The 20,188-nt window shown below is 57.9% G+C and carries 19 protein-coding genes; 13 read left to right on the top strand and 6 right to left on the bottom strand.

From position 1 onward, the window contains the following. The first annotated feature begins 2 nt into the window (after positions 1 to 2). The 13 genes from ACT2B1_RS15300 to ACT2B1_RS15240 all read left to right on the top strand — a co-directional run bounded on the left by ACT2B1_RS15300 (position 3) and on the right by ACT2B1_RS15240 (position 13,000). Positions 3 to 653, top strand: coding sequence for a histidine phosphatase family protein (locus ACT2B1_RS15300; RefSeq protein WP_481668073.1), 651 nt, complete (start codon positions 3 to 5; stop codon positions 651 to 653). A gap of 9 nt (positions 654 to 662) precedes the next feature. Next, entirely contained in the window at positions 663 to 1,700 is a 1,038-nt protein-coding gene (locus ACT2B1_RS15295) for a phosphotransferase family protein (RefSeq protein WP_171241243.1), read from the top strand. A 10-nt stretch (positions 1,701 to 1,710) separates the two neighbouring features. Then, positions 1,711 to 2,493 carry an IclR family transcriptional regulator gene (locus ACT2B1_RS15290; RefSeq protein ID WP_171241242.1) on the top strand — a complete coding sequence of 261 codons (783 nt, stop codon included), beginning with the start codon at positions 1,711 to 1,713 and terminating at the stop codon, positions 2,491 to 2,493. Between the two features lie 295 nt (positions 2,494 to 2,788). Continuing rightward, on the top strand, positions 2,789 to 4,030 hold the full coding sequence (locus ACT2B1_RS15285) for a branched-chain amino acid ABC transporter substrate-binding protein (protein WP_254428784.1): 1,242 nt from the start codon (positions 2,789 to 2,791) through the stop codon (positions 4,028 to 4,030). 88 nt (positions 4,031 to 4,118) lie between these two features. Next, entirely contained in the window at positions 4,119 to 5,075 is a 957-nt protein-coding gene (locus ACT2B1_RS15280) for a branched-chain amino acid ABC transporter permease (protein ID WP_171123406.1), read from the top strand. Further along, the gene (locus ACT2B1_RS15275; protein ID WP_481668072.1) at positions 5,072 to 6,358 is read left to right on the top strand and encodes a branched-chain amino acid ABC transporter permease; all 1,287 of its coding nucleotides are present in this window, start codon (positions 5,072 to 5,074) and stop codon (positions 6,356 to 6,358) included. The genes ACT2B1_RS15280 and ACT2B1_RS15275 overlap by 4 nt, the downstream gene beginning before the upstream one ends. Further along, a complete protein-coding gene (locus ACT2B1_RS15270) occupies positions 6,355 to 7,110 on the top strand; it encodes an ABC transporter ATP-binding protein (protein ID WP_171123402.1) in 756 nt (251 codons plus the stop codon). Before ACT2B1_RS15275 ends, ACT2B1_RS15270 begins: the two co-directional genes overlap by 4 nt. Continuing rightward, a complete protein-coding gene (locus ACT2B1_RS15265; protein ID WP_217354435.1) occupies positions 7,107 to 7,811 on the top strand; it encodes an ABC transporter ATP-binding protein in 705 nt (234 codons plus the stop codon). The genes ACT2B1_RS15270 and ACT2B1_RS15265 overlap by 4 nt, the downstream gene beginning before the upstream one ends. A 123-nt stretch (positions 7,812 to 7,934) precedes the next feature. Next, positions 7,935 to 8,132 (top strand): Clp protease/crotonase-like domain-containing protein, encoded by a 198-nt coding sequence (locus ACT2B1_RS15260; protein WP_254449266.1) that lies wholly within the window; start codon positions 7,935 to 7,937, stop codon positions 8,130 to 8,132. An 8-nt stretch (positions 8,133 to 8,140) separates the two neighbouring features. Further along, on the top strand, positions 8,141 to 8,683 hold the full coding sequence (locus ACT2B1_RS15255) for an enoyl-CoA hydratase/isomerase family protein (RefSeq protein WP_481668071.1): 543 nt from the start codon (positions 8,141 to 8,143) through the stop codon (positions 8,681 to 8,683). After that, the gene (locus tag ACT2B1_RS15250; RefSeq protein ID WP_481668070.1) at positions 8,680 to 9,900 is read left to right on the top strand and encodes a serine hydrolase domain-containing protein; all 1,221 of its coding nucleotides are present in this window, start codon (positions 8,680 to 8,682) and stop codon (positions 9,898 to 9,900) included. The genes ACT2B1_RS15255 and ACT2B1_RS15250 overlap by 4 nt, the downstream gene beginning before the upstream one ends. Continuing rightward, positions 9,897 to 11,876: an acetoacetate--CoA ligase gene (locus ACT2B1_RS15245; RefSeq protein WP_481668069.1), complete on the top strand. Its 1,980-nt coding sequence runs from the start codon at positions 9,897 to 9,899 to the stop codon at positions 11,874 to 11,876. The genes ACT2B1_RS15250 and ACT2B1_RS15245 overlap by 4 nt, the downstream gene beginning before the upstream one ends. Before the next feature lie 110 nt (positions 11,877 to 11,986). Beyond that, a complete protein-coding gene (locus ACT2B1_RS15240; protein ID WP_481668068.1) occupies positions 11,987 to 13,000 on the top strand; it encodes an amidohydrolase family protein in 1,014 nt (337 codons plus the stop codon). 42 nt (positions 13,001 to 13,042) lie between these two features. Here ACT2B1_RS15240 and ACT2B1_RS15235 read toward each other — a convergent pair whose 3' ends face one another. The 6 genes from ACT2B1_RS15235 to ACT2B1_RS15210 are packed head-to-tail and all read right to left on the bottom strand — an operon-like array spanning position 13,043 to position 19,856. Further along, positions 13,043 to 13,828 (bottom strand): SDR family oxidoreductase, encoded by a 786-nt coding sequence (locus tag ACT2B1_RS15235; RefSeq protein ID WP_481668067.1) that lies wholly within the window; start codon positions 13,826 to 13,828, stop codon positions 13,043 to 13,045. Positions 13,829 to 13,838: 10 nt separating this feature from the next. Further along, complete coding sequence (locus tag ACT2B1_RS15230) at positions 13,839 to 14,612, bottom strand: SDR family NAD(P)-dependent oxidoreductase (RefSeq protein ID WP_171241236.1); 774 nt, start codon at positions 14,610 to 14,612, stop codon at positions 13,839 to 13,841. Positions 14,613 to 14,621: 9 nt separating this feature from the next. Then, positions 14,622 to 15,908, bottom strand: coding sequence for an acyl-CoA dehydrogenase family protein (locus tag ACT2B1_RS15225; protein WP_171123901.1), 1,287 nt, complete (start codon positions 15,906 to 15,908; stop codon positions 14,622 to 14,624). 54 nt (positions 15,909 to 15,962) lie between these two features. Continuing rightward, entirely contained in the window at positions 15,963 to 16,739 is a 777-nt protein-coding gene (locus ACT2B1_RS15220; RefSeq protein WP_171123389.1) for an enoyl-CoA hydratase-related protein, read from the bottom strand. A 10-nt stretch (positions 16,740 to 16,749) separates the two neighbouring features. Further along, entirely contained in the window at positions 16,750 to 18,045 is a 1,296-nt protein-coding gene (locus tag ACT2B1_RS15215; RefSeq protein ID WP_481668066.1) for a 3-hydroxyacyl-CoA dehydrogenase, read from the bottom strand. Further along, a complete protein-coding gene (locus ACT2B1_RS15210; protein ID WP_371808264.1) occupies positions 18,042 to 19,856 on the bottom strand; it encodes a class I adenylate-forming enzyme family protein in 1,815 nt (604 codons plus the stop codon). The genes ACT2B1_RS15215 and ACT2B1_RS15210 overlap by 4 nt, the downstream gene beginning before the upstream one ends. Between the last annotated feature and the right edge of the window lie 332 nt (positions 19,857 to 20,188).

The raw sequence follows: 20,188 nt of genomic DNA, 5'->3' as shown, positions 1-20,188 counted from the left end.
ATATGGCAGAGCTTCTTCTTGTCCGCCACGCACAGGCCTCGTTCGGGGCGGACAATTACGACAAACTCTCGGATCTGGGGCACCGGCAGTCTGCTCAATTGGGCGACTGGTTGCGGGGCACGGGTTGGGTTCCGGACCGTCTGATCACTGGTACATTGACGCGCCAAGCCGAAACGCTGGCCTCGATGGGGTTTAGTGCGGCGCCCGAGCGGCATGCGGGTTTGAACGAGTATGATTTCAAGGACCTGCTAAACGCTCGTTGCGGCGGCGACGTTCCCCAGAGGGTACAGAGGGATCGCAAAACCCATTTCCGTGCGCTAAGGGAAACCATCCTGCACTGGCAGGAAGGTGGCTTGCCCGACGCGTCGGAAAGCTGGGCCGAGTTTTCGGCGCGCGTCGCCGCTGCCTTGCGTTTTGTCACACAAACCGAGGCCCGGCGGGTTCTTGTGGTTTCGTCCGGTGGACCCATTGGCCAGATCACGTCGTCTGTCTTGAATGCGCCCAATCCGCAAATGATGGAATTGAACCTGCAACTTCGCAACACCTCTCAGTCTCGGTTCCTGTTCTCATCGCGGGGTATCGGGTTGACCGAATTTAACGCAATCCCTCACCTGCACCCTGTAGCGCAGGCCGAGATGATCACTCATAGCTGAGGAATTACGATGTCCCAATCGACCCAGACCCTAGATGCAAAGGCCGTGGCTGACTATCTGTCTGACAGGATTGAAGGCTTCGAGGGACCGGTCGAGTTCACGAAGTTTGAGGTCGGTCAATCCAATCCAACCTTCTTGCTAAGCACGCCTTCGCATAAATATGTACTGCGTCGCAAGCCGCCGGGCCAGTTGTTGAAATCGGCTCATGCGGTTGACCGAGAATACCGGGTGCAAAAGGCGTTGGCCGAGACGGACGTGCCCGTGTCAAAGATGCATCTTCTTTGCGAAGATGAAAGCGTCATCGGCTCGATGTTCTATGTAATGGACTTCATGGACGGGCGGCACTTCAACTTTCCCGAATTGCCCGATGTACCCCGGCACGAGCGGGGCGGTATTCAGAAGGCGATGAACAAAACACTGGCAGACTTGCACAGCGTCGATATCGGCAAGGTGGGCCTGTCGGATTACGGGCCGCCGGGGAATTATTTTGAACGTCAGATCGGCCGCTGGTCAAAGCAGTACCGCGCTTCGGAAACCGAGACCATCGCGGCGATGGACCGGCTGATGGCGCATCTGGTGGATGAGGCCCCCGAGGATGACGGACAACGGACGCTGGTGCATGGCGATTACCGCATCGACAATATGCTTTTCTGCAAGAGCAGCCCGGATGTGCTGGCTGTTTTGGATTGGGAATTATCCACCATTGGCCATCCCTATGCAGATTTGGCCGCCGTGATCATGCAATGGCAGATGCCGCCGGGTGGTATGGGCCGCGGACTGGCAGGCGTGGACCGTGCCGCCGAAGGTTTGATGACCGACGAAGAATTTGTCGCCGCCTATTGCACCTACCGGGGGTTGGATGGAATTGACCATTTCGGCTACTACCTGGCTTTTTGCTTCTTTCGTATGGCCGCAATTATTCAGGGCGTTTATAAACGAGCTTTGGACGGCAATGCATCCAACCCCGAGCGTGCGCGACAGTCCGGGCAGTTCGTTCCGATCTTTGCCGAACATGGGCTGCGTGCGTTGGATAGTGGTTGGAATTAAGGGGTAAACGATGGTCGAAGGCACCAGTGAGGAACTGAAAGACCGTAACTTCATCACCGCTTTGGCGCGGGGGCTGGATGTTCTACGGTGCTTTCGCGAAGGGGATACCGCACTTAGCAACACCGATCTGTCCAAACGAACCGGACTGCCGAAGGCAACCGTTTCGCGCCTGACCCACACATTGTGCAAGCTGGATTATCTTGAGGTCGACAATCGCACTGGCACCTATCGACTAAGCGCGGGCGTTATGCTTTTGGGGTTTGGCGTATTGGCAAGTCTGGACATTGCCGAACGCGCACGGCGCGAAATGCTGAAGTTGCGCAATGGTCCCAACTCGTATGTTGTTGTGGCTTTGGGCGAACGGCATGGAATGAATGCAGTTTATCTGGCGACCGAAACCTCGCGTGAACAGGTTTCCTTGGTGGCCCGTGTTGGGACGGGTCTGCCTTTGTTCCGCTCGGCCATGGGGCGGGCGATATTGACCGCGATGGACGAAGATGAACGCGCCCAGGCATTTGAGACCGCGCGGACGCAGGACAGCGATACCGAAGAGTTTCGGCAAAGCAGCTTCAACACAGCACAGGAAGAGATGGACCGGCTGGGTTTTTGTACCGGCTATGGAGATTGGCGACCGGACGTAAACGGAATCTCGGTTGCCTTCAGATCGGTTATCGACAACCGGGTGTTTGGTCTGAACGTAGGAGGTCCGTCTTTTCACCTAACCCCCAAAGAGCTGGAAACAGTCTATGGCCCGATGCTGGTTGAGGCCGGGAAAAATCTTAGTCTGGCCTAGGGACCGAAGTTGCCCGGGGTCTGTACTTCGATTGGACCGGCTCTGCGGCAAGTCTTGGAAATTTCTTTAGTCCGGTTTGTTCGTTTTTTTTAGCTATTGAACAAAAATTTTGCACCGGTGATCAGAACGCTGCTCAAGATTTGGGTGGCGCCTTTGGGTCTCTTAACTAATTGATTGTAGGCTATAAAAATCAAAGGAACTGTTGACTCTTTTCGGGGGTGTGTCACTGTGAGCCTGTGTTTTCCGGCACTGCGGAGGAGGCGTGTGTCGGACAATAACAGGGAGGAACAATGATATGAAAAATACAACAATGCGCGGCTTGAGTGCTGCGCTGGCAGTGGCGATTAGTGCAACTGCCGTATATGCCGAGAATATCAAGATTGCCTTTATCGACCCATTGTCTGGCCCTTTTGCGGCGACGGGCAATCAGGGTCTTGCGACGTTTAAGTTTGCCGCCGATGAACTGGTCAACAAAGAAGGCGGTGTTCTGGACGGTCAGAACTTTGAAATCGTCGCATTCGACAACAAGATCAGCCCCAAGGAATCGCTCATTCAGTTGCAGGTGGCAATCGATCAGGGCATCCGTTTCATTGCGCAGGGCAACAGTTCGGGCGTGGCCAACGCCCTGACCGACGCTATCGACAAGCACAACCGCCGCAATCCCGACAATCAGGTTATCTTTCTGAATTACGCGGCCGTTGATCCGGCCCTGACCAACGATAAATGTAATTTCTGGCATTTCCGCTTTGATGCGAATGCAGACATCAAGATGGACGCGCTGACCGATGTGATTGCAGCAGATGATGGCGTCGAAAAAGTGTATATCATCGGGCAGGATTACTCTTTTGGTAAAGCTGTGGCCGCCGCTGCGGTGAAATTCCTTGGCGAAAAGCGCCCCGATGTCGAGATCGTCGGAAACGAGTTGCATCCGATCGGCAAGGTCAAAGATTTCACCCCCTATGCCCGTAAGATCATGGCGTCAGAGGCAGATCTTGTGATCACCGGCAACTGGGGCGCAGACATGCTGAACCTCGGAAAGTCGGTGCTTGAGAACGGTTTTGAGGGGCCGATCTACACCTATTACGGCGCGGCTGACGGCATTACCGCTGCGTTCGGGGAATCCGGTGTCGGATCTCTGCGGGTGGTGGGCGAAGGCCAGATCAACCCGCCGGTCTCGGACCGTGCTGCCGCGTTTGTGACGGGCTTCAAGGAAGCCTATCCCGACACCGACCCGGCACAGCCGCGGATTGCCAACGTGGTTGAGATGCTGGCCAAAGCCATCAACGAGGCGGGCACAGCGACAGATATGGCTCAGGTTGCCTATGCTCTGGAAGGTATGGAGCATGACAGCATCTGGGGCACCAAGCTGAAAATGCGCGAGATCGACCATCAGATCATTCAGGACGTGCATATTCAGGCCCACACTGACGACGTGCAGTTCGACTATGACAACTCGGGCTTCGGGTTGAAGGCTGAGGACACGGTCACAATGGCGGCTGCCGATGCGGCAACCACCTGCAAGATGAAGCGCCCCTAACGCCTATGAGCGCTTGCAGCCTGCCGCGTGCGATGCGGCAGGCTGGTCTTGTCTGATGTTGTCAAATTCTTCGTGAAAGGGGACAGGCATGGAATTGATTGCCGTCAACCTGATCGACGGGCTGGTGACAGGGTTGCTTCTGTTCATGCTGTCCGCGGGTCTTACACTCATCTTTTCCATGATGGGTGTTCTGAACTTTGCCCATGCCAGTTTCTATATGCTGGGGGCGTATTTTGCTTTTCAAATCAGTGTCTTTCTGGGGTTCTGGATGGGGCTACTGATCGCGCCGGTCATTGTCGGTGTTCTGGGCGCGCTGGTCGAGCGTTATGGTTTGCGCCGAGTCCACCAATACGGTCATGTGCCCGAGCTAATCTTCACCTTCGGTCTGGCTTTGCTGATAGAAGAGCTGGTGCAGTTCATCTGGGGCAAAAGCGCGATGCCCTATGAAATTCCCGAGATTTTGCAATTCACCGCCTTTTCGATCGCGGGCAATGCTATCCCGGCCTACAAGATTTTCATGATCTTCACCTCGGTCGCGATCTTCCTCGTGCTGCTCTACATACTGACCAGAACGCGGGTAGGACTGATCATTCAGGCGGCCCTGAGTTACCCCAAGACAGTTGAGGCGCTGGGACACAACGTGCCGCTGGTCTTCATGGGGGTGTTCGGCGTCGGCACGGCTTTGGCCGGTGTCGCCGGTGTGATCGCGGGGCCGGTCCTATCGACCTTTCCGGGCATGGCTTTCGTGCTGGGCTCGATCGTGTTTGTCACCATCGTTATCGGCGGATTGGGCAGCCTTGGTGGTGCGCTTGTCGCGTCGCTGATCATCGGCTGGCTGACCACGTTCTCCAAGGCATATAACGTGCGTATGGAAGACATCCTGAACGGCATCGGATTTACCACGCCCGACCCGATCTGGGACAGCGCATGGCGCGATCTCTGGACGCTGACCTCGCCGCAGATCGCGGACATTCTGCCTTATATCCTGATGGTCCTGATCCTTGTGTTTCGGCCCTATGGTCTATTCGGAAAGCGGCAGGCATGACACAGACATCTCAAATCTCTGCCAGCAGACAGGCACCGGGCCTTTCGCTGGGCGTCGTCATGCCGTGGCTTCTGTCGGCTGCCGCGCTGGTGCTGTTGCCGATGGTGTTCACAGCCAATTCTGCCATTACCGTCATGAACCAGATGGCTATCACCATCATCTTTGCGCTGGCTTACAACATGTTGCTGGGGCAGGGCGGTATGCTGAGTTTCGGCCATGCGGTTTATATGGGTGTAGGCGGGTTTGCCTGTATGCACATCATGAACATGTCCGACTTTTTCGCCGCGCTGCCGCTGCCGGTTTTGCCGATCTTTGGCGGGCTTGTCGGGATGGGGCTGGCAATTGTCGTAGGCAGTTTCTCAACCCGCAGTTCGGGCACGGTTTTTGCCATGATCTCGCTTGGCGTGGGTGAGTTGATTGCCGCTTGCTCCATCATCATCGTCGTGTTTTTTGGCGGCGAAGAAGGGATCAGCGGTGACCGGACCTATGGCCTGCCTTTCTTTGGCATCGAGTTCCTGCGCCAGATCGAGGTTTACTATCTGACGGCCTTTTGGCTTATGTTGTCGGCGCTGCTGATGTTTCTATTCTCGCGCACGCCCATTGGCCGGATTGCCAATGCGGTGCGTGACAACCCCGAACGGGCCGAGTTTCTGGGCTATTCCCAGCGTTGGGTGCGGTTTCACAGCTTTGTCGCCTCGGGGTTCTTTGCCGGGGTTGCAGGGGCGCTGTTTGCGATCAACTACGAAATCCTGACGGAAGAGAACCTGAACCTTGCCACCTCGGGTGAGATCCTTCTTGTGACGTTTCTGGGCGGTGTTGGTTTCTTTTTCGGTCCGATCATCGGGGCCATCGTGTTTACGCTGCTGCGCACGGTGCTGGGGCTGGAAACCGAGCTTTGGGCCCTGTATGTCGGCCTGCTGTTTCTGGTCACCGTGATGTATTTCCCCGGCGGTTTGGCCGGGCTGTTGATGATGCATGCGCCGGCGGTCAAAATGAAACGGCTGAGGTCGCTGGCCGTGCCCTACGCCAAGGTGCTGGTCCCCGGCGTGTTTGCAATCATCGGCGCGGCCTGTCTGATCGAGATGGTGTTCCACCTGCGCCATGCCCCGCCGGGGGATCATCAGATGACCTTGTTCTGGATCAGCTTTGACAGCCACACGTTTCTGCCCTGGGCGGTTTCAACCGTGTTGCTGATCGGCGGCGGTTGGCTGGCCAAACGGTTCGCGCCTGACATGGCCAATAGCTATCACGCGGCAACCAGCCTGGATGGAGGTGGCGCATGACGTCTGCTCTTGAAATCACCAATCTGAGGAAAAGCTTTGGTCAGACCGAGATCATCCGGGGCGTTGACCTAAGCGTGCGCAAGGGCGAACGCCATGCGGTGATCGGGCCGAACGGGGCTGGAAAATCCACCTTGTACAACCTGATCACCGGGCGCTTTGCCCAGACCGCGGGCACTGTGCAATTGCATGGGCAGGATCTGCGGGGCAAGGCTCCGTTCCAGATCAACCGCCTTGGGCTCAGCCGGTCGTTCCAGATCACCAACATCTTTCCCAATATGTCGGTGTTCGAGAATATCCGCTGCGCATTGCTTTGGACGCGCGGGTACAAGTATTCTTTCTGGACGCTTGTGTCGCGCAAACAGGATCTGACCGACGCGGCCGATGAAATCCTTGCACAGATCAACCTGACCACCCGCCGGGATTTGCCAGCAGGGGTTCTGTCTTATGCCGAGCAGCGCGCGCTTGAGATTGGGATCACCATCGCGGGCGGGGCGGATGTCATCATGCTGGACGAACCCACCGCAGGCATGAGCCATTCGGAAACCGACTATATCGTCGAACTGATCCGTCAGGTGACCGAAAACAAGACGCTGATGATGGTGGAACATGACATGGGTGTGGTCTTTGGTCTGGCCGACCGTATCTCGGTTCTGGTTTACGGTGAGATCATCGCCACCGGCACCCCTGAAGAGGTGCGCGGCAATCCCCGAGTTCAAGAAGCCTATCTGGGCACCGCGATGGAGGATCACTGATGCTCGAAGTCAGGGATATGCACGCCTACTATGGCAAAAGCCACATCCTTCAGGGTGTGAATCTGAACATCGCCGAGGGTGAGATCGTGGCCCTGCTGGGGCGCAACGGGGTCGGGCGGTCCACGACCTGCAAGGCGGTGATGGGCGATGTCGAACCACATGGTTCTGTCCGGTTCAAAGGGCAGGAGATCGCCGGTAAAAAAGCCTACGAGATCGCCAATCTGGGCATCGGTTATGTGCCTGAAAACCGGGATATCTTTCCCGGTCTTACCACGCGGCAAAACCTGATCCTTGGGCTGAAACCTGGCCAGAAAGACGGCGAAGGCCGCTGGTCGATGCAGAATATGTTCGACATGTTCGAAAACCTCGATAACCGCGCCGACGTTGAGGCCAGCGTTTTGTCCGGCGGAGAGCAGCAGATGCTAACCATGTGCCGGACCCTGATGGGCGATCCCGATCTGGTGATGATCGACGAACCGACCGAGGGGCTGTCGCCGCAGATGGTCAAACGCGTGGCCGAACTGTTGCAGGAAATCGCCGGGCGCGGCATCTCGACCCTGTTGGTGGAACAGAAGCTGGACATCGCTTTGGACATTGCCAACCGGGTCTATGTTATGGGTCATGGCCACGTGGTGTTCGAAGGGACGCCGCAAGAGTTGAAGCAGCGCGACGATATCCGCAAGGAATGGCTGGAGGTCTGAGCGCGCCACGTCGAAAGGCAGCAAAAGGGGGCGTTTGTAGCCCTCTTTTTGTGCGTTGGTTACGGGGCGGAGGTCCTATGCCGGTTGGATGATCGGGATGATGATCCCGTTGAAGGGGGGAAGATGACCGAATTTTTGCAAAGTCGCGATTTGGGTGACGGCGTGATGGCGTTGACGTTGGCGCGGGGGCCGGTGAACGCTCTGGACCCTGATTTTCCGTACGGCTTTGTCGACGCGCTAAACAATTTTTCAGCGCGCGACGATGTGCGCGGGGTGGTTCTGGAAAGCGCCTGCAAGGTTTTTCCGCCGGTCTGGACCTAAAGGACGCCATGGATTTGGATCGCGAGGCGCAAAACGGTCTGGTGGATGCGTTAAATCATGCATTCCTCACCCAGTTCTGTTTTCCGAAACCGCTTGTTGCGGCCGTGAACGGGGCGGCCATCGCCGGTGGGTTTTTCTTTGTACTTGCAGCAGATTGGCGTGTGGCTGGTCCGAAGGCCAGTTTCGGTCTGGCCGAAATCCGCGTGGGCGTTGACCTGCCCATTGGCCCGCTTGAGATCGCGCGCGCAACGCTTGAACCCAACACGCTGCGGCGGTTCCTTCTGACCGGCCAGCCGATCCACGCAGAAGATGCTGCGGCGCAAGGTGTGGTGGATGAGTTGATCGAGGTTGAAACCCTGTTGGATGCCGCGCAAAGCAAAGCGCAAGAGCTGGCCAGCTTGCCCGCCTTGACTTATGGCCGGGTCAAGCGGCAGCTTCGCGCCCCGGCAATTGAAGTGATCGAGGCTGAAATGAAACGGTTGGCGGGTGACACGGACCGGTCTTGGTTCAACGAAGAAACCCGCGACGCTATGCAAAGGATGCTGGCATGAGCGAAGGGTTCGACTTGGCGCGGCTGGAGCGTATCCGGCCCTGGATGCAAAGCTATGTTGAGGCGCGCAAATACCCCGGGGCCTCGGTCCTGGTCAAGCGTAACGGGACCGAGGTGTTCTATGCCGATAGCGGTCTGCGCAACATCGAAGAGGACCTGCCCTTCACCCGCGATACCATTGCGCGCATCTATTCCATGACCAAACCGGTGACGTCTGTGGCGCTGATGACACTGGTGGAACGGGGCCTGATCCATTTGGGCGCGCCAGTGTCCGAGTTCATTCCGGGTTTTGCCCGGATGCAGGCGCTGATCCCGGGTGCCACTCGCTTGGATCAGACGGAACCGGCTGCTACGCCGACCTTGCAGCAACTGCTGACGCATACCAGTGGTCTCAGCTATTCCTTCAACCCCGGTCTGGTGGCCGAGGCGATGGCGGATCAAAGGCTGGATTTCACTCCCAAACGCGGCACTTTGGCCGAGGTGGCTGACAAGGTCGCGGCACTACCACTGGCGTTTCAGCCCGGCGCTCGCTGGATGTACTCGGTCGGCATCGACATTGCAGGTCGGGTGGTCGAAGTTGTTTCGGGCAAGACACTGGACCAGTTCTTTGATGAAGAGATTTTCCAGCCACTTGGCATGACGGAAACCGCATTCAATGTGCCTGTGGATGCGGGTGACCGGTTTGCCAATCTCTATACGCCGCTCGATGATCCGATGGCGCTGAATGCGGCTAAAGACGGAGGGGATACTTTGCGTTTGGCCGATGATCGCAAGACCTCGCCCTATCACACCACCAAGCAACGCTCGGGTGGCGGCGGGCTGGTTGGCACCATCGACGACTATATGAATTTTACCGAGATGCTGCGGCGTGGCGGTGATGCAGGCGATCATCGTATTCTGTCGCCCAAGACGCTGGTCTTCATGATGTCGAACCATCTGAAGGGCGATATTGCCGACATGGGCATCCCCAGTTTTGCTGAACAGCCAATGGCCGGCACCGGTTTTGGCATCGGCGGGTCTGTGACGCTGAACCCCGGTCGGGTGGGCGTGCCCGGCAGTGTCGGGGATTTTGCCTGGGGTGGCATGGCCTCGACCGCGTTCTGGGTCGACCCGGTGCATCAGATGAGCGTTGTGTTCTTCACTCAACTTTCGCCCAGTTCATCCTATCCATCGCGTGCGCAATTGCGCGCCCTGATCCACGGAGCTTTGATCGCATGACTGGGCAAAACACTGGCCGTCCGATCCTTTGGCAACCAACGCTGGAACAGGCGCAGGCTACCCCCATGGCCGGGTTCATTCGCTGGCTTGGGGCCGAACGGGGTTTGGAATTTGCCGATTACCCCGCGCTCTGGAATTGGAGTGTCACGGATCTTGAAGGGTTCTGGTCTGCCGTTTGGGAATTCTTCGATCTTCGTGCCAGTGTGGAACCCACGATTTTCTTGGCCGAACGGAAGATGCCCGGCGCGGTCTGGTGCCCCGGCACGATGCTGAATTACAGCGATCAGGTATTGCGGTGGGCAGAGGGCCAGCCCGACGCGACTGCGCTGATCATTGAATCCGAGACCTTTGGGGTGGCGTCACTGACATGGACCGAGCTTCATGATCGCGTGGCGAATCTGGCCGCGAACCTGCGACAGATGGGGGTGGGGCAGGGCGATCGCGTGGTCGCCCTCCTTCCCAACACCGAAACGGCGCTTATTGCCTGCCTTGCAGCGGCCAGTCTGGGCGCGATCTGGTCGCTTTGCGCGCCCGACATGGGGCGTGTTGCCATTCTGGACAGGTTCCGACAGATCGAACCCAAGGTGTTGATCGTGCAGGACGGCTATACCCATGCGGGGAAAGAAATTGACCGTCGGTCCCTGCTGCAAGAAATCCGCTCTGGGTTGCCTTCGGTGCAGCACACACTTTGGGTGCCCGTTGCGGGCGAGGTTCCCGATGATGCGCACGCTTTCCGCCCGCTGACACAGGGCGATGCGACGTACCAAAGCACGCCCGTCCCCTTCGATCATCCGCTGTGGATTGTCTATTCCTCGGGCACGACGGGGAATCCCAAACCCATCGTGCATGGTCATGGCGGCGTGCTGCTTGAAAGCGCAAAGCGCAGCCTGCACCAGAACCTGACGCAAACCGACAGCTATGCGTGGATGACGTCATCTGGCTGGATCATGTGGAACACACAGCTATCGGCGCTGGGCCAAGGGGCGACAGCCGCGTTGTTCGATGCTGCGCCCAATCATCCGGACATGATGGCCTTTTGGCGTTTTGCCGCCCGGAACCGGCTGACGTTTCTGGGGGCGGGGGCCGCGTTTTATGAGGCTTGCCTCAAGGCAGGCATACGTCCTGCCGATCTGGACCTGTCCGCGCTCAAGGGTCTGGGATCGACCGGATCACCGCTGAGTGCGGATGGCTATGACTGGATTTACGGCAACGTGAAGTCCGATCTGTGGCTGGCCCCGATCTCGGGCGGGACCGATATCGCCAGCGCTTTTGTCGGCGGCAACCCGATGCTGCCCGTGCGCGCAGGTGAAATGCAGTGCCGAATGCTGGGCAATGCCGTGCGCGCCTTCGACGAGGCCGGAAATGAGGTGTTCGACACTGTTGGTGAACTGGTATGCACTGAACCGCTACCTTCAATGCCCCTGTATTTCTGGGGGGATGAGGATGGATCGCGCCTGCATGACAGTTATTTCGACACTTATCCCGGCATCTGGCGGCATGGCGACTGGATCGAAATCACGCCCGAGGGCGCCTCGGTAATCTATGGCCGTTCGGACGCCACCATTAACCGCAAGGGGCTGCGGCTGGGCTCGTCCGAGATTTATCAGGCCGTTGAGGGGTTGGCGGAAGTGATGGATTCACTGGTGGTTGATCTTGAGTTTCTGGGCCGCGACAGTTTCATGCCGCTTTTCGTGGTGCTGGCCGAAGGTCTGACGTTGGACGAGTCTATGAAGGACAAGATCAATGGTGCAATCCGCAGCGCCGTTTCCGCGCGCTTTGTCCCCAACGAAATCATTCAAATCACCGAGGTGCCGCGTACCTTGTCGGGCAAGAAGTTGGAAGTTCCGGTGAAAAAGCTGCTTTTGGGTGGTGATCCTGCCCATGTGGTCAATCGGGATTCCATGTCGAACCCCGGCAGTTTCGACTTCTTTGTCGACTACACCAAATTGCGCGAGGAGGATCTGGTGCGGGGGTGATTTTGCGCACATAGGTTTTGCCCTGCGGCCAGCCCCTGCGACTTAGCGCCAAAAGGACCTTTACCATTCTGAAATGAAGAACGGGAATATTACGCAACTAAGGAGGCGTGATGAAAGTCGATAAAGCTTGGATTCCCCGCATGGCCGCGCGTGACGACTGGCTGGCGCAAACCACCGAAAATATCATCGACCCCGAGCGCGAGATCGTCGATCCGCATCATCATCTGTGGGTGCGGCATGGGCACGTCTATGAGATGGCCGAGCTGCAAACCGATACCTCAAGCGGGCATAACGTGGTTGAAACTGTCTATATGGAATGCCGTTCTTACTATGATCCAGCATCGTCAAACCCGCTTGCCCCGGTAGGCGAAACCCGGCAGGTCGCGGCATTGGCCCGCGCCCATAACGGCCCGGCGCGTCTGGCTGGGATTGTCGGTTTTGCCGATCTGCGGAACCCGGATTTGGACGCCGTTCTGGATGCTCATGTCGCTGCGGGGCAGGGGTTGTTCAAGGGGATCCGCCACGCCGGAGCCCGAGATGCCGAGCCTGAACAATTGTTCCTGCCGGGTCGGGGGCCGAAAGACCTATATTCGGACCCGGATTTTCGCAGGGGCGTGGCGCTCTTGGGTGCGCGGGGGCTGACTTATGACACGTGGCAGTATCATCACCAACTGCCCGCTTTTACGGATCTGGCCCGAGCAGTGCCGGGTACCACGCTGGTTCTGGATCACCTGTCTACGCCTCTGGGCGTGGGGCGGTTTTCGGGACAACGCGACAGCATCTTTGCCCAATGGAAAGATGACATCGCAGCCCTTGCGGAATGTCCCAATGTGGTTGCCAAGCTGGGCGGCATGGCCATGCCCGATAATGGGTGGGGCTGGCATGATCGCAGCCAGCCACCGGGTTCGGATGAATTCGTCGATGTCATGGCCCCCTGGTATCACCACATGATCGCCTGTTTCGGGGCCCGGCGCTGCATGTTCGAAAGCAACTTTCCGGTCGACCGTATCTCGATCAGCTATCCGGTGTTGTGGAACGGCCTCAAGAAGATCGCCGCCGATTACAGCGAGAAAGAAAAGGCCGCGCTGTTCAGCAGCACGGCCCGCAGGGTTTATGACCTGTGACCAGCGTCCTCTATGTCGATCGCGGAGGCTAAACGGGGTGCTTTACTTCGGCGTTCCGGTCATGGCTGCGCCGTAAAACCGGTTGAGTTTGCGCATGCCCCCCAACCACCTGTCGAAGTTATCGGTCTTGTTGCGCATATAACCCAGCACCTCGGGGTGCGGCAGGATCAGGAAAGTTTCGTCTCGGATGGCCTGCAGGCAGGCTTCGGCCACGGGTTCGGCTTCTAACATACCGTCTTGCGAGGCCACTCCGTCCTCGTGTCCGCGCGTCATTTCGGACCGAACCGCCTGCGGGCAGAGTAGCGACACCCCGATGCCCTGATCGCGATAGGTGAAAGCCAGCCATTCGGCAGCTCCGACCGCGGCGTGTTTGGTAACCCCATAAGCCATCGAGCCAACCTGATTGAGCAGTCCAGCAGCCGAAGCGGTGTTCAGCAGATAACCACCCCCGCGTTCTATCATCCGTGGCACCACATGGCGCGCCGCCCAGATATGGGACATCACGTTGACCTCCCACATACCTTGCCAGATGTCGTTGTCGGTTTCAGGCCCACCGATACTGAGGATACCCGCGTTAGAGCAGAAGATACCGATCGGCCCAACCTCGGTTTCGGTTCGGTCGATCAGCGCGGAAATGTCATCCTCTTTCGAGACATCTGCTTTGATTGCGATGCCGCCGATCTGGTTTGCGGTTTCTTCCGCGCCGGGCAGGTTCAGGTCGGCGCAAATAACCGATTTGGCACCCGCCGCAGCAAAGGCCGCAGCCAAAGCTTTACCGATGCCGCTGGCGGCGCCGGTTACGACAACGATTTGTCCTTCGATTTCCATGGCTTTCCCCTTAGGTCCACATCACGGCGCCGCCATCCACGGTCAGCGCCTGACCCGTGATATAGCGGCTGGCGTCAGAGGCCATGAACGCGGCGATGCCGGTGAAATCCTCTGGCTCTCCCAGTCGGCGCAGGGGCACCTGGCGCAGGTAGGATTCGGCTATTTTTGGATTGTCCCACAGGGCGCGGGCGAACTCGGTCTTAACCACACCGGGGCATAGCGCATTGACCCGCACCCCCGCCGGACCCATTTCCATCGCCAGGTTTCGCACCAGCGCGATCAGCGCCAGTTTCGAGATGTTGTATGTGCCCAGCGTGTCAGATGGCTTGAACGCGCCGACGGACGAGGTGAACAGCATCGAACCGCCGCCCAGCCCCTCCATATCCGGGAAGACAGCATTTGCCAGCCACAGGTTCGACTGGACGTTGGCCTGCATGGTCTTTTCAAAGGCTTCATCCGTGATGTCGCGCATTGAGCCGTAGAACGGGTTCACGCCAGCGTTTCCGATCAGGACCGAGATCGGCCCCACCGTTTCGCGGGCTGCTTTGGCCAGTGCCTCAACCTCTTGCCTGTTGCCGATGTTGCAGGTCATTGGTGTTGCGGCCTTGCGACCCACGGCGTCGTTGATTTCGGCGGTGGCGGCCTCAAGCGCTTCGATCTTTCGCGCCGAGATCACCACATTGGCCCCTTGCTGTGCCAACCCTTTTGCCATTTCCAGCCCCATCCCGCGGGACGCGCCGGTCAGCAGGGCATTACGCCCGGTCAGATCAAACATGTTGTTCATCGTTTTTCCTTACGGCCCGTCGAACTGCCTTCCGCCTTTTGTTCCGGCTGATGTACCTGCCTGACGTTCGTTAGAAGCCAAATAATCCTTGACCTCTGCCCGCGCGACGACGGCGTGGTGGACTTCATCCGGGCCATCAGCAAAACGCAGGGTGCGCTGGCCGGTATACATCTCGGACAGGGGCGACCATTGCGAAATACCGGTCGCGCCGTGGATTTGCATGGCCTGATCAATGATTTGACAGACTTTTTCCGGCACCATCGCCTTGATCATCGACACCCAGATGCGCGCCTCTTTGTTGCCCATCGTGTCCATCGCCTTGGCGGCCTTGAGGACCATCAGGCGCATCGCCTCGATTTCGATCCGCATGCGTGACAGGGTTTCCATGTTCTTGCCCAGATCCAGAAGTTTTCTGCCAAACGCCTCGCGGCTGATACCGCGCGCGATCATCAGGTCCAGTGCCCTTTCCGCTTGACCGATTGAGCGCATGCAATGGTGAATTCGCCCCGGCCCAAGCCGCAATTGCGAGATTTCGAACCCGCGCCCTTCGCCCCACAAGATGTTGCTTTCGGGGACGCGCACATTGGTGAACCGGATCTGCATATGCCCATGCGGAGCGTCATCCTGACCGAAAACATGCATAGGGCCTACGATCTCGACACCCGGCGTGTCCATCGGCACTAGGATCTGGCTTTGCTGACGGAATGTCTCTGCGTCGGGCGAGGTTTTCACCATCACGATCATGATCTTGCAGCGCGGATCGCCCGCGCCCGAGATGTAATATTTCTCGCCATTGATGACCCATTCGCCGTTTTCCAGCACGGCGCGGGTGCTGATATTGCGCGCGTCAGATGAGGCCCTGTCCGGTTCCGTCATAGCAAAAGCCGACCGGATTTCACCGGCCAGCAGAGGTTTCAGCCATTTTTCCTTTTGTTCTTCGGTTCCGATCCGCTCCAGCACTTCCATGTTGCCGGTATCGGGGGCCGAGCAGTTCAGCGTTTCCGAGGCCAAGGGGTTTTTGCCCAGTTCAGCGGCGATATAGGCATAGTCGAGGTTCGACAGACCCTCGCCGGTTTCGGCATTGGGAAGGAAAAAATTCCACAGCCCCGCATCGCGTGCCTTTTGCTTGGCGGTTTCCAACAGTTCAAGCTGACCGGGGGCATAGGACCAGCGGTCGGCCCGGCCATGGCCTAGCCGGTGATATTCTTCGGTAATAGGATCGACGTTTTCAGCGATGTGCTTGATCACCTTTTCCAAAAGCGGCTTGGCCCCTTCGGACATTTCCAGATTATTCATATCTGCAACGGTTTGGACCATGTCAGGTCTCCTGTTTTGACGAGCGCGGCTCGTTTAGCGGTTGACCCAATTGGGCTTGCGTTTCTCGGCAAAGGCTTGCACGCCTTCTTTGAAATCCTCGGTCTGGGCCAGATCTTTCAGTACCTCGCGCGAATGCTCCATGCTTTCGCCAAAGCCCTCGATCTGGGCCATTCGGTTCAACACACGTTTGGTGGCCTTTACAGACGACGGTGACACGCTGCAGATGTCATCCGCCAGTGCCATCGCGCGGGTCATCAGATCGTCATGCGGGACAACTTCGTTCACGCAACCCAGTTTCAAGGCTTCGTCCGCGTCAACGGTGCGGCCGGTAATCATCATCTCTTGCGCCGCGAGGCGGCCGATATAGCGGCTCAGACGCTGCACGCCGGACGCGGCGGCGAAAAAGCCGACTTTCACTTCGGGCAAGGCGAATTTTGCGCGGTCCGAAGCCAGAATGATGTCGCAGCTCAGTGCGGTTTCAAACCCGCCGCCCATGGCAAAGCCGTTAACGGCTGCGATGACCGGCTTTTCCAGATCATAGCGCATGGCCAGCCCGGCAAACCCGGTCTCGGGGATCGGTTGCGGGCCATGTTTGGCGGTGAATTTCAGGTCGTTGCCTGCCGTGAACGCCTTATCCCCTGCGCCGGTCAGAACGGCGACCCATTGATCCTCGGCGGCGGCAAACTTGTCCCAGCAATCGGCCATTTCGTGATGCATCGGGGCATGGACGGCATTGTAAACCTCGGGGCGGTTCATGGTGACCAGCAGGACATTGCCCCGTTGTTCGGTGGTGATGAATTCGTATGACATGATGTCTCCTTCAGACGCGTGCGGTTTTCAGACCACCGGTGTCAATTTCAGTAAATTTCCCACCTTCGGCAGCCAGCTTTCGCAGCATCTCCGCAGGCGCAAAGTCAGGGTCTTCAGCCCCCAGTTTTTCCATGACCTCCAGCACTTTGGCCGCGCCGATCATGTCGCCGTAATACATCGGGCCGCCCTTGTCCGCAGGCCAGCCATAGCCGTTGATCCAGACCACATCGACATCCGACGGGCGCTGTGCCTTGTTTTCCTCAAGGATCTTCAACGCCTCATTGATCATCGGGCAGATGCAGACGTCGATTATGTCGTCCTGCGACATTTGCGAAGGCTCTGCCCCGGTAATGTCAGTGATGATTTTCGCGGTTTCTTCCGACGGAACAGGCGTGCGGTTTTCGTCGTAGTCATAGTACCCGGCCTTGGTTTTCTGGCCCCGGCGGTCCAGTTCGCACAGAGCGTCACGGATCGGATTGTCGGTTGTGGCCCCCTTTGACCAGCCGATGTCCAGCCCGGCTAGGTCCGCCATTTGAAACGGTCCCATCTTGAAGCCAAAAGCGTTCAGTGCCGCATCGACATCCCATGGCATCACGCCGCGATAGACCAGCTTCATCGCCTGATCCTGTCGTTTGAACAGCATCCGGTTGCCGACAAACCCCGGGCAAACCCCGACGACAACAGCAATCTTGTTGATCTCAAGCGCTACATCCAGACAGGTGGCCAGAACATCCTGTGCTGTGTGTTCCGCCCGGACGATTTCCAGCAGCTTCATCACATTGGCAGGCGAGAAAAAGTGCAATCCGATAACGTCTTGGGGGCGGCTGGTCACTGAGGCAATCTCGTCAATGTCCAGCGCCGAGGTGTTGGTGGCCAAAATCGCGCCCGGTTTCATGATCCGGTCCAGATCGGTGAAGATTTTGCGCTTCAGCCCCATGTCCTCGAACACGGCTTCGATCACCAAATCGCAGTCTGCCAGATCCTCCAACGAGAGGCAGCCGTCGTATCGCGCCATGCGAATGTCGACCTCGGACTGAGGGAACCGGCCCCGGTCGGCGCTGCGCTGATAGTTGCTGCGCACCACGGAAAGGCCGCGGTCCAGCGCCTCTTGTTGGGTGTCGACGATCTTTACATCATAGCCTACGGTGGCAAAATTCATGGAGATGCCCCCGCCCATTGTGCCTGCACCTATGATGCCGACGGTCTTTACCGGGCGTCTGGGGGTTGCGGTGTCGATATCCGGTACGTTCCAGGCAGCCTTACCAGCCGAGGCGTGATACGCAACGAGGGTGTCTTGGGTATTCATGCATCTGTTCCATTTAATGACTTTATACACTGAGCGCGCAACGCGCGCCGGTCGAGCTTGTCTGTGGCACCCCGCGGCAGGGGGTCTGAGTGCAACCACAAGTGTTCCGGAATTTTGAATGTGGCGATGTGTTTCGCCAGATAATCCTGAATTTCCTGCGCGGTTGCGTGATAACCGGCGCGCAACTGAACACCGGCCCCGACGACTTCGCCCAATCTTTTGTGCGGTATGGAAAACGCACAGGCTTCGGCCACCGCAGGATGTTTGTGCAGCGCGCCTTCGACATCCAGGCAGGCGATGTTTTCGCCCCCGCGGATGATGATATTCTTTTTGCGATCCACGATAGTGACAAAGCCGTCTGCGTCGATAAACCCCAGATCGCCAGAGCGCAGCCAGCCTTCGTTCAGAACCTCGGCGGTGGCCTCGGGCTTGTTCAGATAACAGCGCATGATCGTGGGGCTTTTGATAGTGATCTCTCCGACCTCGCCCGCCGGCACGTCCCGCCCTTCATCGTCTAGGAAGCGCAGTTCCTGCACCGGCGGATACAACCGACCCGCCGATCCGGGGCGGGCGACATAGTCTTCCCCAGCTGTGCCCATGCCGAGTGCGTTAGTCTCGGTCATGCCCCATCCGGTTGCGATTTGAGCAGCCGGAAAAACCTGAGCCAGCTCCCCCACCTGCGGCGGAGGCCGCTTTGCGCCACCCGAGTTAATGAAGTCCAGCGTTTCAAGGGGCTGACCCATTCGCACAGCGGCCTCCATCAGGTCGTGGGTTTGGGTCGGAACACCCAGAAACCGGGTGATCTGTTCTTCCTGTATTAACTGAACGGCGCGGTCAGTGTCCCATTTCTCCATCACCACAAGCTTGGCGCCGGACGGGATCGAAAACAGAAAGACAGGATGAGTTGCAGTGACGTGGAATAGCGGCGTCACCACTAATGTGGCCGGGCGCAGCGGTGCAGGGTCATCTGCGGCAGGGGGGGTAACCAGCGGGGCCGCAGTCATGACCATCGACCAGGAAAACACCGCGCTCATCGCGCCGCGATGGGTCAGAACAACCCCCTTGGGGTGGCCGGTTGTCCCCGAAGAATACATGATCCCCATGTCGTCATCGGTGTCGATGTCGACCTGCGGCCAGCTATCATCTGAACTGGCGTCCAGCAGCGAGGCATAGTTGATCGGTGTCAGGTCACCGCCATCGCGCACCCCGATCACCTGAATATCCCTTTCGGCTTGCAATGGTAGCAGACGTTCGACCCTTATCCGATCGCCGAAAACGATCTTTGCGCCGCTGTCTTGCAGGGCATAGACCAACTCTTCCGTGGTCCACCAGCCATTCAAAAAGACAGTCACCGCACCGATTGACGCGATCGCTGTGAACAGAAACAGAAACTCGGGGCAATTGCGCATTGCGATGGCGACTGGCTGCCCCTTGCGCACCCCAAGTTCGGTTGTAAGTGCGTGCGCTATTCTGTTTGTTTCCGAGCAGAACTCATCATAAGTCCAGCGTTCTTCGCCAAACACCAGATAATCCGCCGCACCGTCGCCTTGATCGGCCCGGCTGAGTTGCATCAGGGCGCGGATGTGACCGGGGATGTTCTTGAATACGCGGGTCTCGACCCCGCGAATCCGGGCTTGGGACAGCTCGTAAATCGGTTCATTTGCGATCAGGTAGTGCACGGCCTGTTCAGGCGTCATAGCCGAGGTTCCGTCACTGCCGTGCGCATAGTCTTTCAGCCACGCATCAACCGCGCCTGTCAAAATCAAAGCGATATCCTCCCATGCGCGTGGCATCCCATTGGGCAGAACCACGACTCCTCCCTCAAGGATGTTAGAGCGGTTTCTTAGCTGTGCCAAGACCGCTGTACGGAACAATGTTCCGCAAAAGTGATATTTCCCGGTTTTGCGATTGTGACGCTGACTTTTTGCGCTGGGCAGTTAGTCGACCCCTTTTCACACAGCGGCGATCTGCCTGTCGAAGGGCATGACATGCATCATGCAGGTCGCAATGGGTCGATGGTAAAGGGAGCAAGTTTTGTTGACATCAAGGTAGGCTTGATGGGATGATGATCATCATGCAGATGCGGCTGAATGGCAACATTTCCAAGCAATTGCGATACGAAGAACAAGAGGCCAGACGATGA

The sequence above is a fragment of the Ruegeria sp. S263 genome (genome assembly GCF_056780525.1).
The sequence above is the reverse complement of the archived record's forward strand: the minus strand, read 5'-3'. Positions and strand labels throughout refer to the sequence as shown.

Bases quoted from the DNA above. Each gene is read 5' to 3' on its own strand.
- ACT2B1_RS15300 (WP_481668073.1), top strand. From the start codon at position 3: ATGGCAGAGCTTCTTCTTGTCCGCCACGCACAGGCCTCGTTCGGGGCG.
- ACT2B1_RS15295 (WP_171241243.1), top strand. From the start codon at position 663: ATGTCCCAATCGACCCAGACCCTAGATGCAAAGGCCGTGGCTGACTAT.
- ACT2B1_RS15290 (WP_171241242.1), top strand. From the start codon at position 1,711: ATGGTCGAAGGCACCAGTGAGGAACTGAAAGACCGTAACTTCATCACC.
- ACT2B1_RS15285 (WP_254428784.1), top strand. From the start codon at position 2,789: ATGAAAAATACAACAATGCGCGGCTTGAGTGCTGCGCTGGCAGTGGCG.
- ACT2B1_RS15280 (WP_171123406.1), top strand. From the start codon at position 4,119: ATGGAATTGATTGCCGTCAACCTGATCGACGGGCTGGTGACAGGGTTG.
- ACT2B1_RS15275 (WP_481668072.1), top strand. From the start codon at position 5,072: ATGACACAGACATCTCAAATCTCTGCCAGCAGACAGGCACCGGGCCTT.
- ACT2B1_RS15270 (WP_171123402.1), top strand. From the start codon at position 6,355: ATGACGTCTGCTCTTGAAATCACCAATCTGAGGAAAAGCTTTGGTCAG.
- ACT2B1_RS15260 (WP_254449266.1), top strand. From the start codon at position 7,935: ATGACCGAATTTTTGCAAAGTCGCGATTTGGGTGACGGCGTGATGGCG.
- ACT2B1_RS15255 (WP_481668071.1), top strand. From the start codon at position 8,141: ATGGATTTGGATCGCGAGGCGCAAAACGGTCTGGTGGATGCGTTAAAT.
- ACT2B1_RS15250 (WP_481668070.1), top strand. From the start codon at position 8,680: ATGAGCGAAGGGTTCGACTTGGCGCGGCTGGAGCGTATCCGGCCCTGG.
- ACT2B1_RS15245 (WP_481668069.1), top strand. From the start codon at position 9,897: ATGACTGGGCAAAACACTGGCCGTCCGATCCTTTGGCAACCAACGCTG.
- ACT2B1_RS15240 (WP_481668068.1), top strand. From the start codon at position 11,987: ATGAAAGTCGATAAAGCTTGGATTCCCCGCATGGCCGCGCGTGACGAC.
- ACT2B1_RS15235 (WP_481668067.1), bottom strand. From the start codon at position 13,828: ATGGAAATCGAAGGACAAATCGTTGTCGTAACCGGCGCCGCCAGCGGC.
- ACT2B1_RS15230 (WP_171241236.1), bottom strand. From the start codon at position 14,612: ATGAACAACATGTTTGATCTGACCGGGCGTAATGCCCTGCTGACCGGC.
- ACT2B1_RS15225 (WP_171123901.1), bottom strand. From the start codon at position 15,908: ATGAATAATCTGGAAATGTCCGAAGGGGCCAAGCCGCTTTTGGAAAAG.
- ACT2B1_RS15220 (WP_171123389.1), bottom strand. From the start codon at position 16,739: ATGTCATACGAATTCATCACCACCGAACAACGGGGCAATGTCCTGCTG.
- ACT2B1_RS15215 (WP_481668066.1), bottom strand. From the start codon at position 18,045: ATGAATACCCAAGACACCCTCGTTGCGTATCACGCCTCGGCTGGTAAG.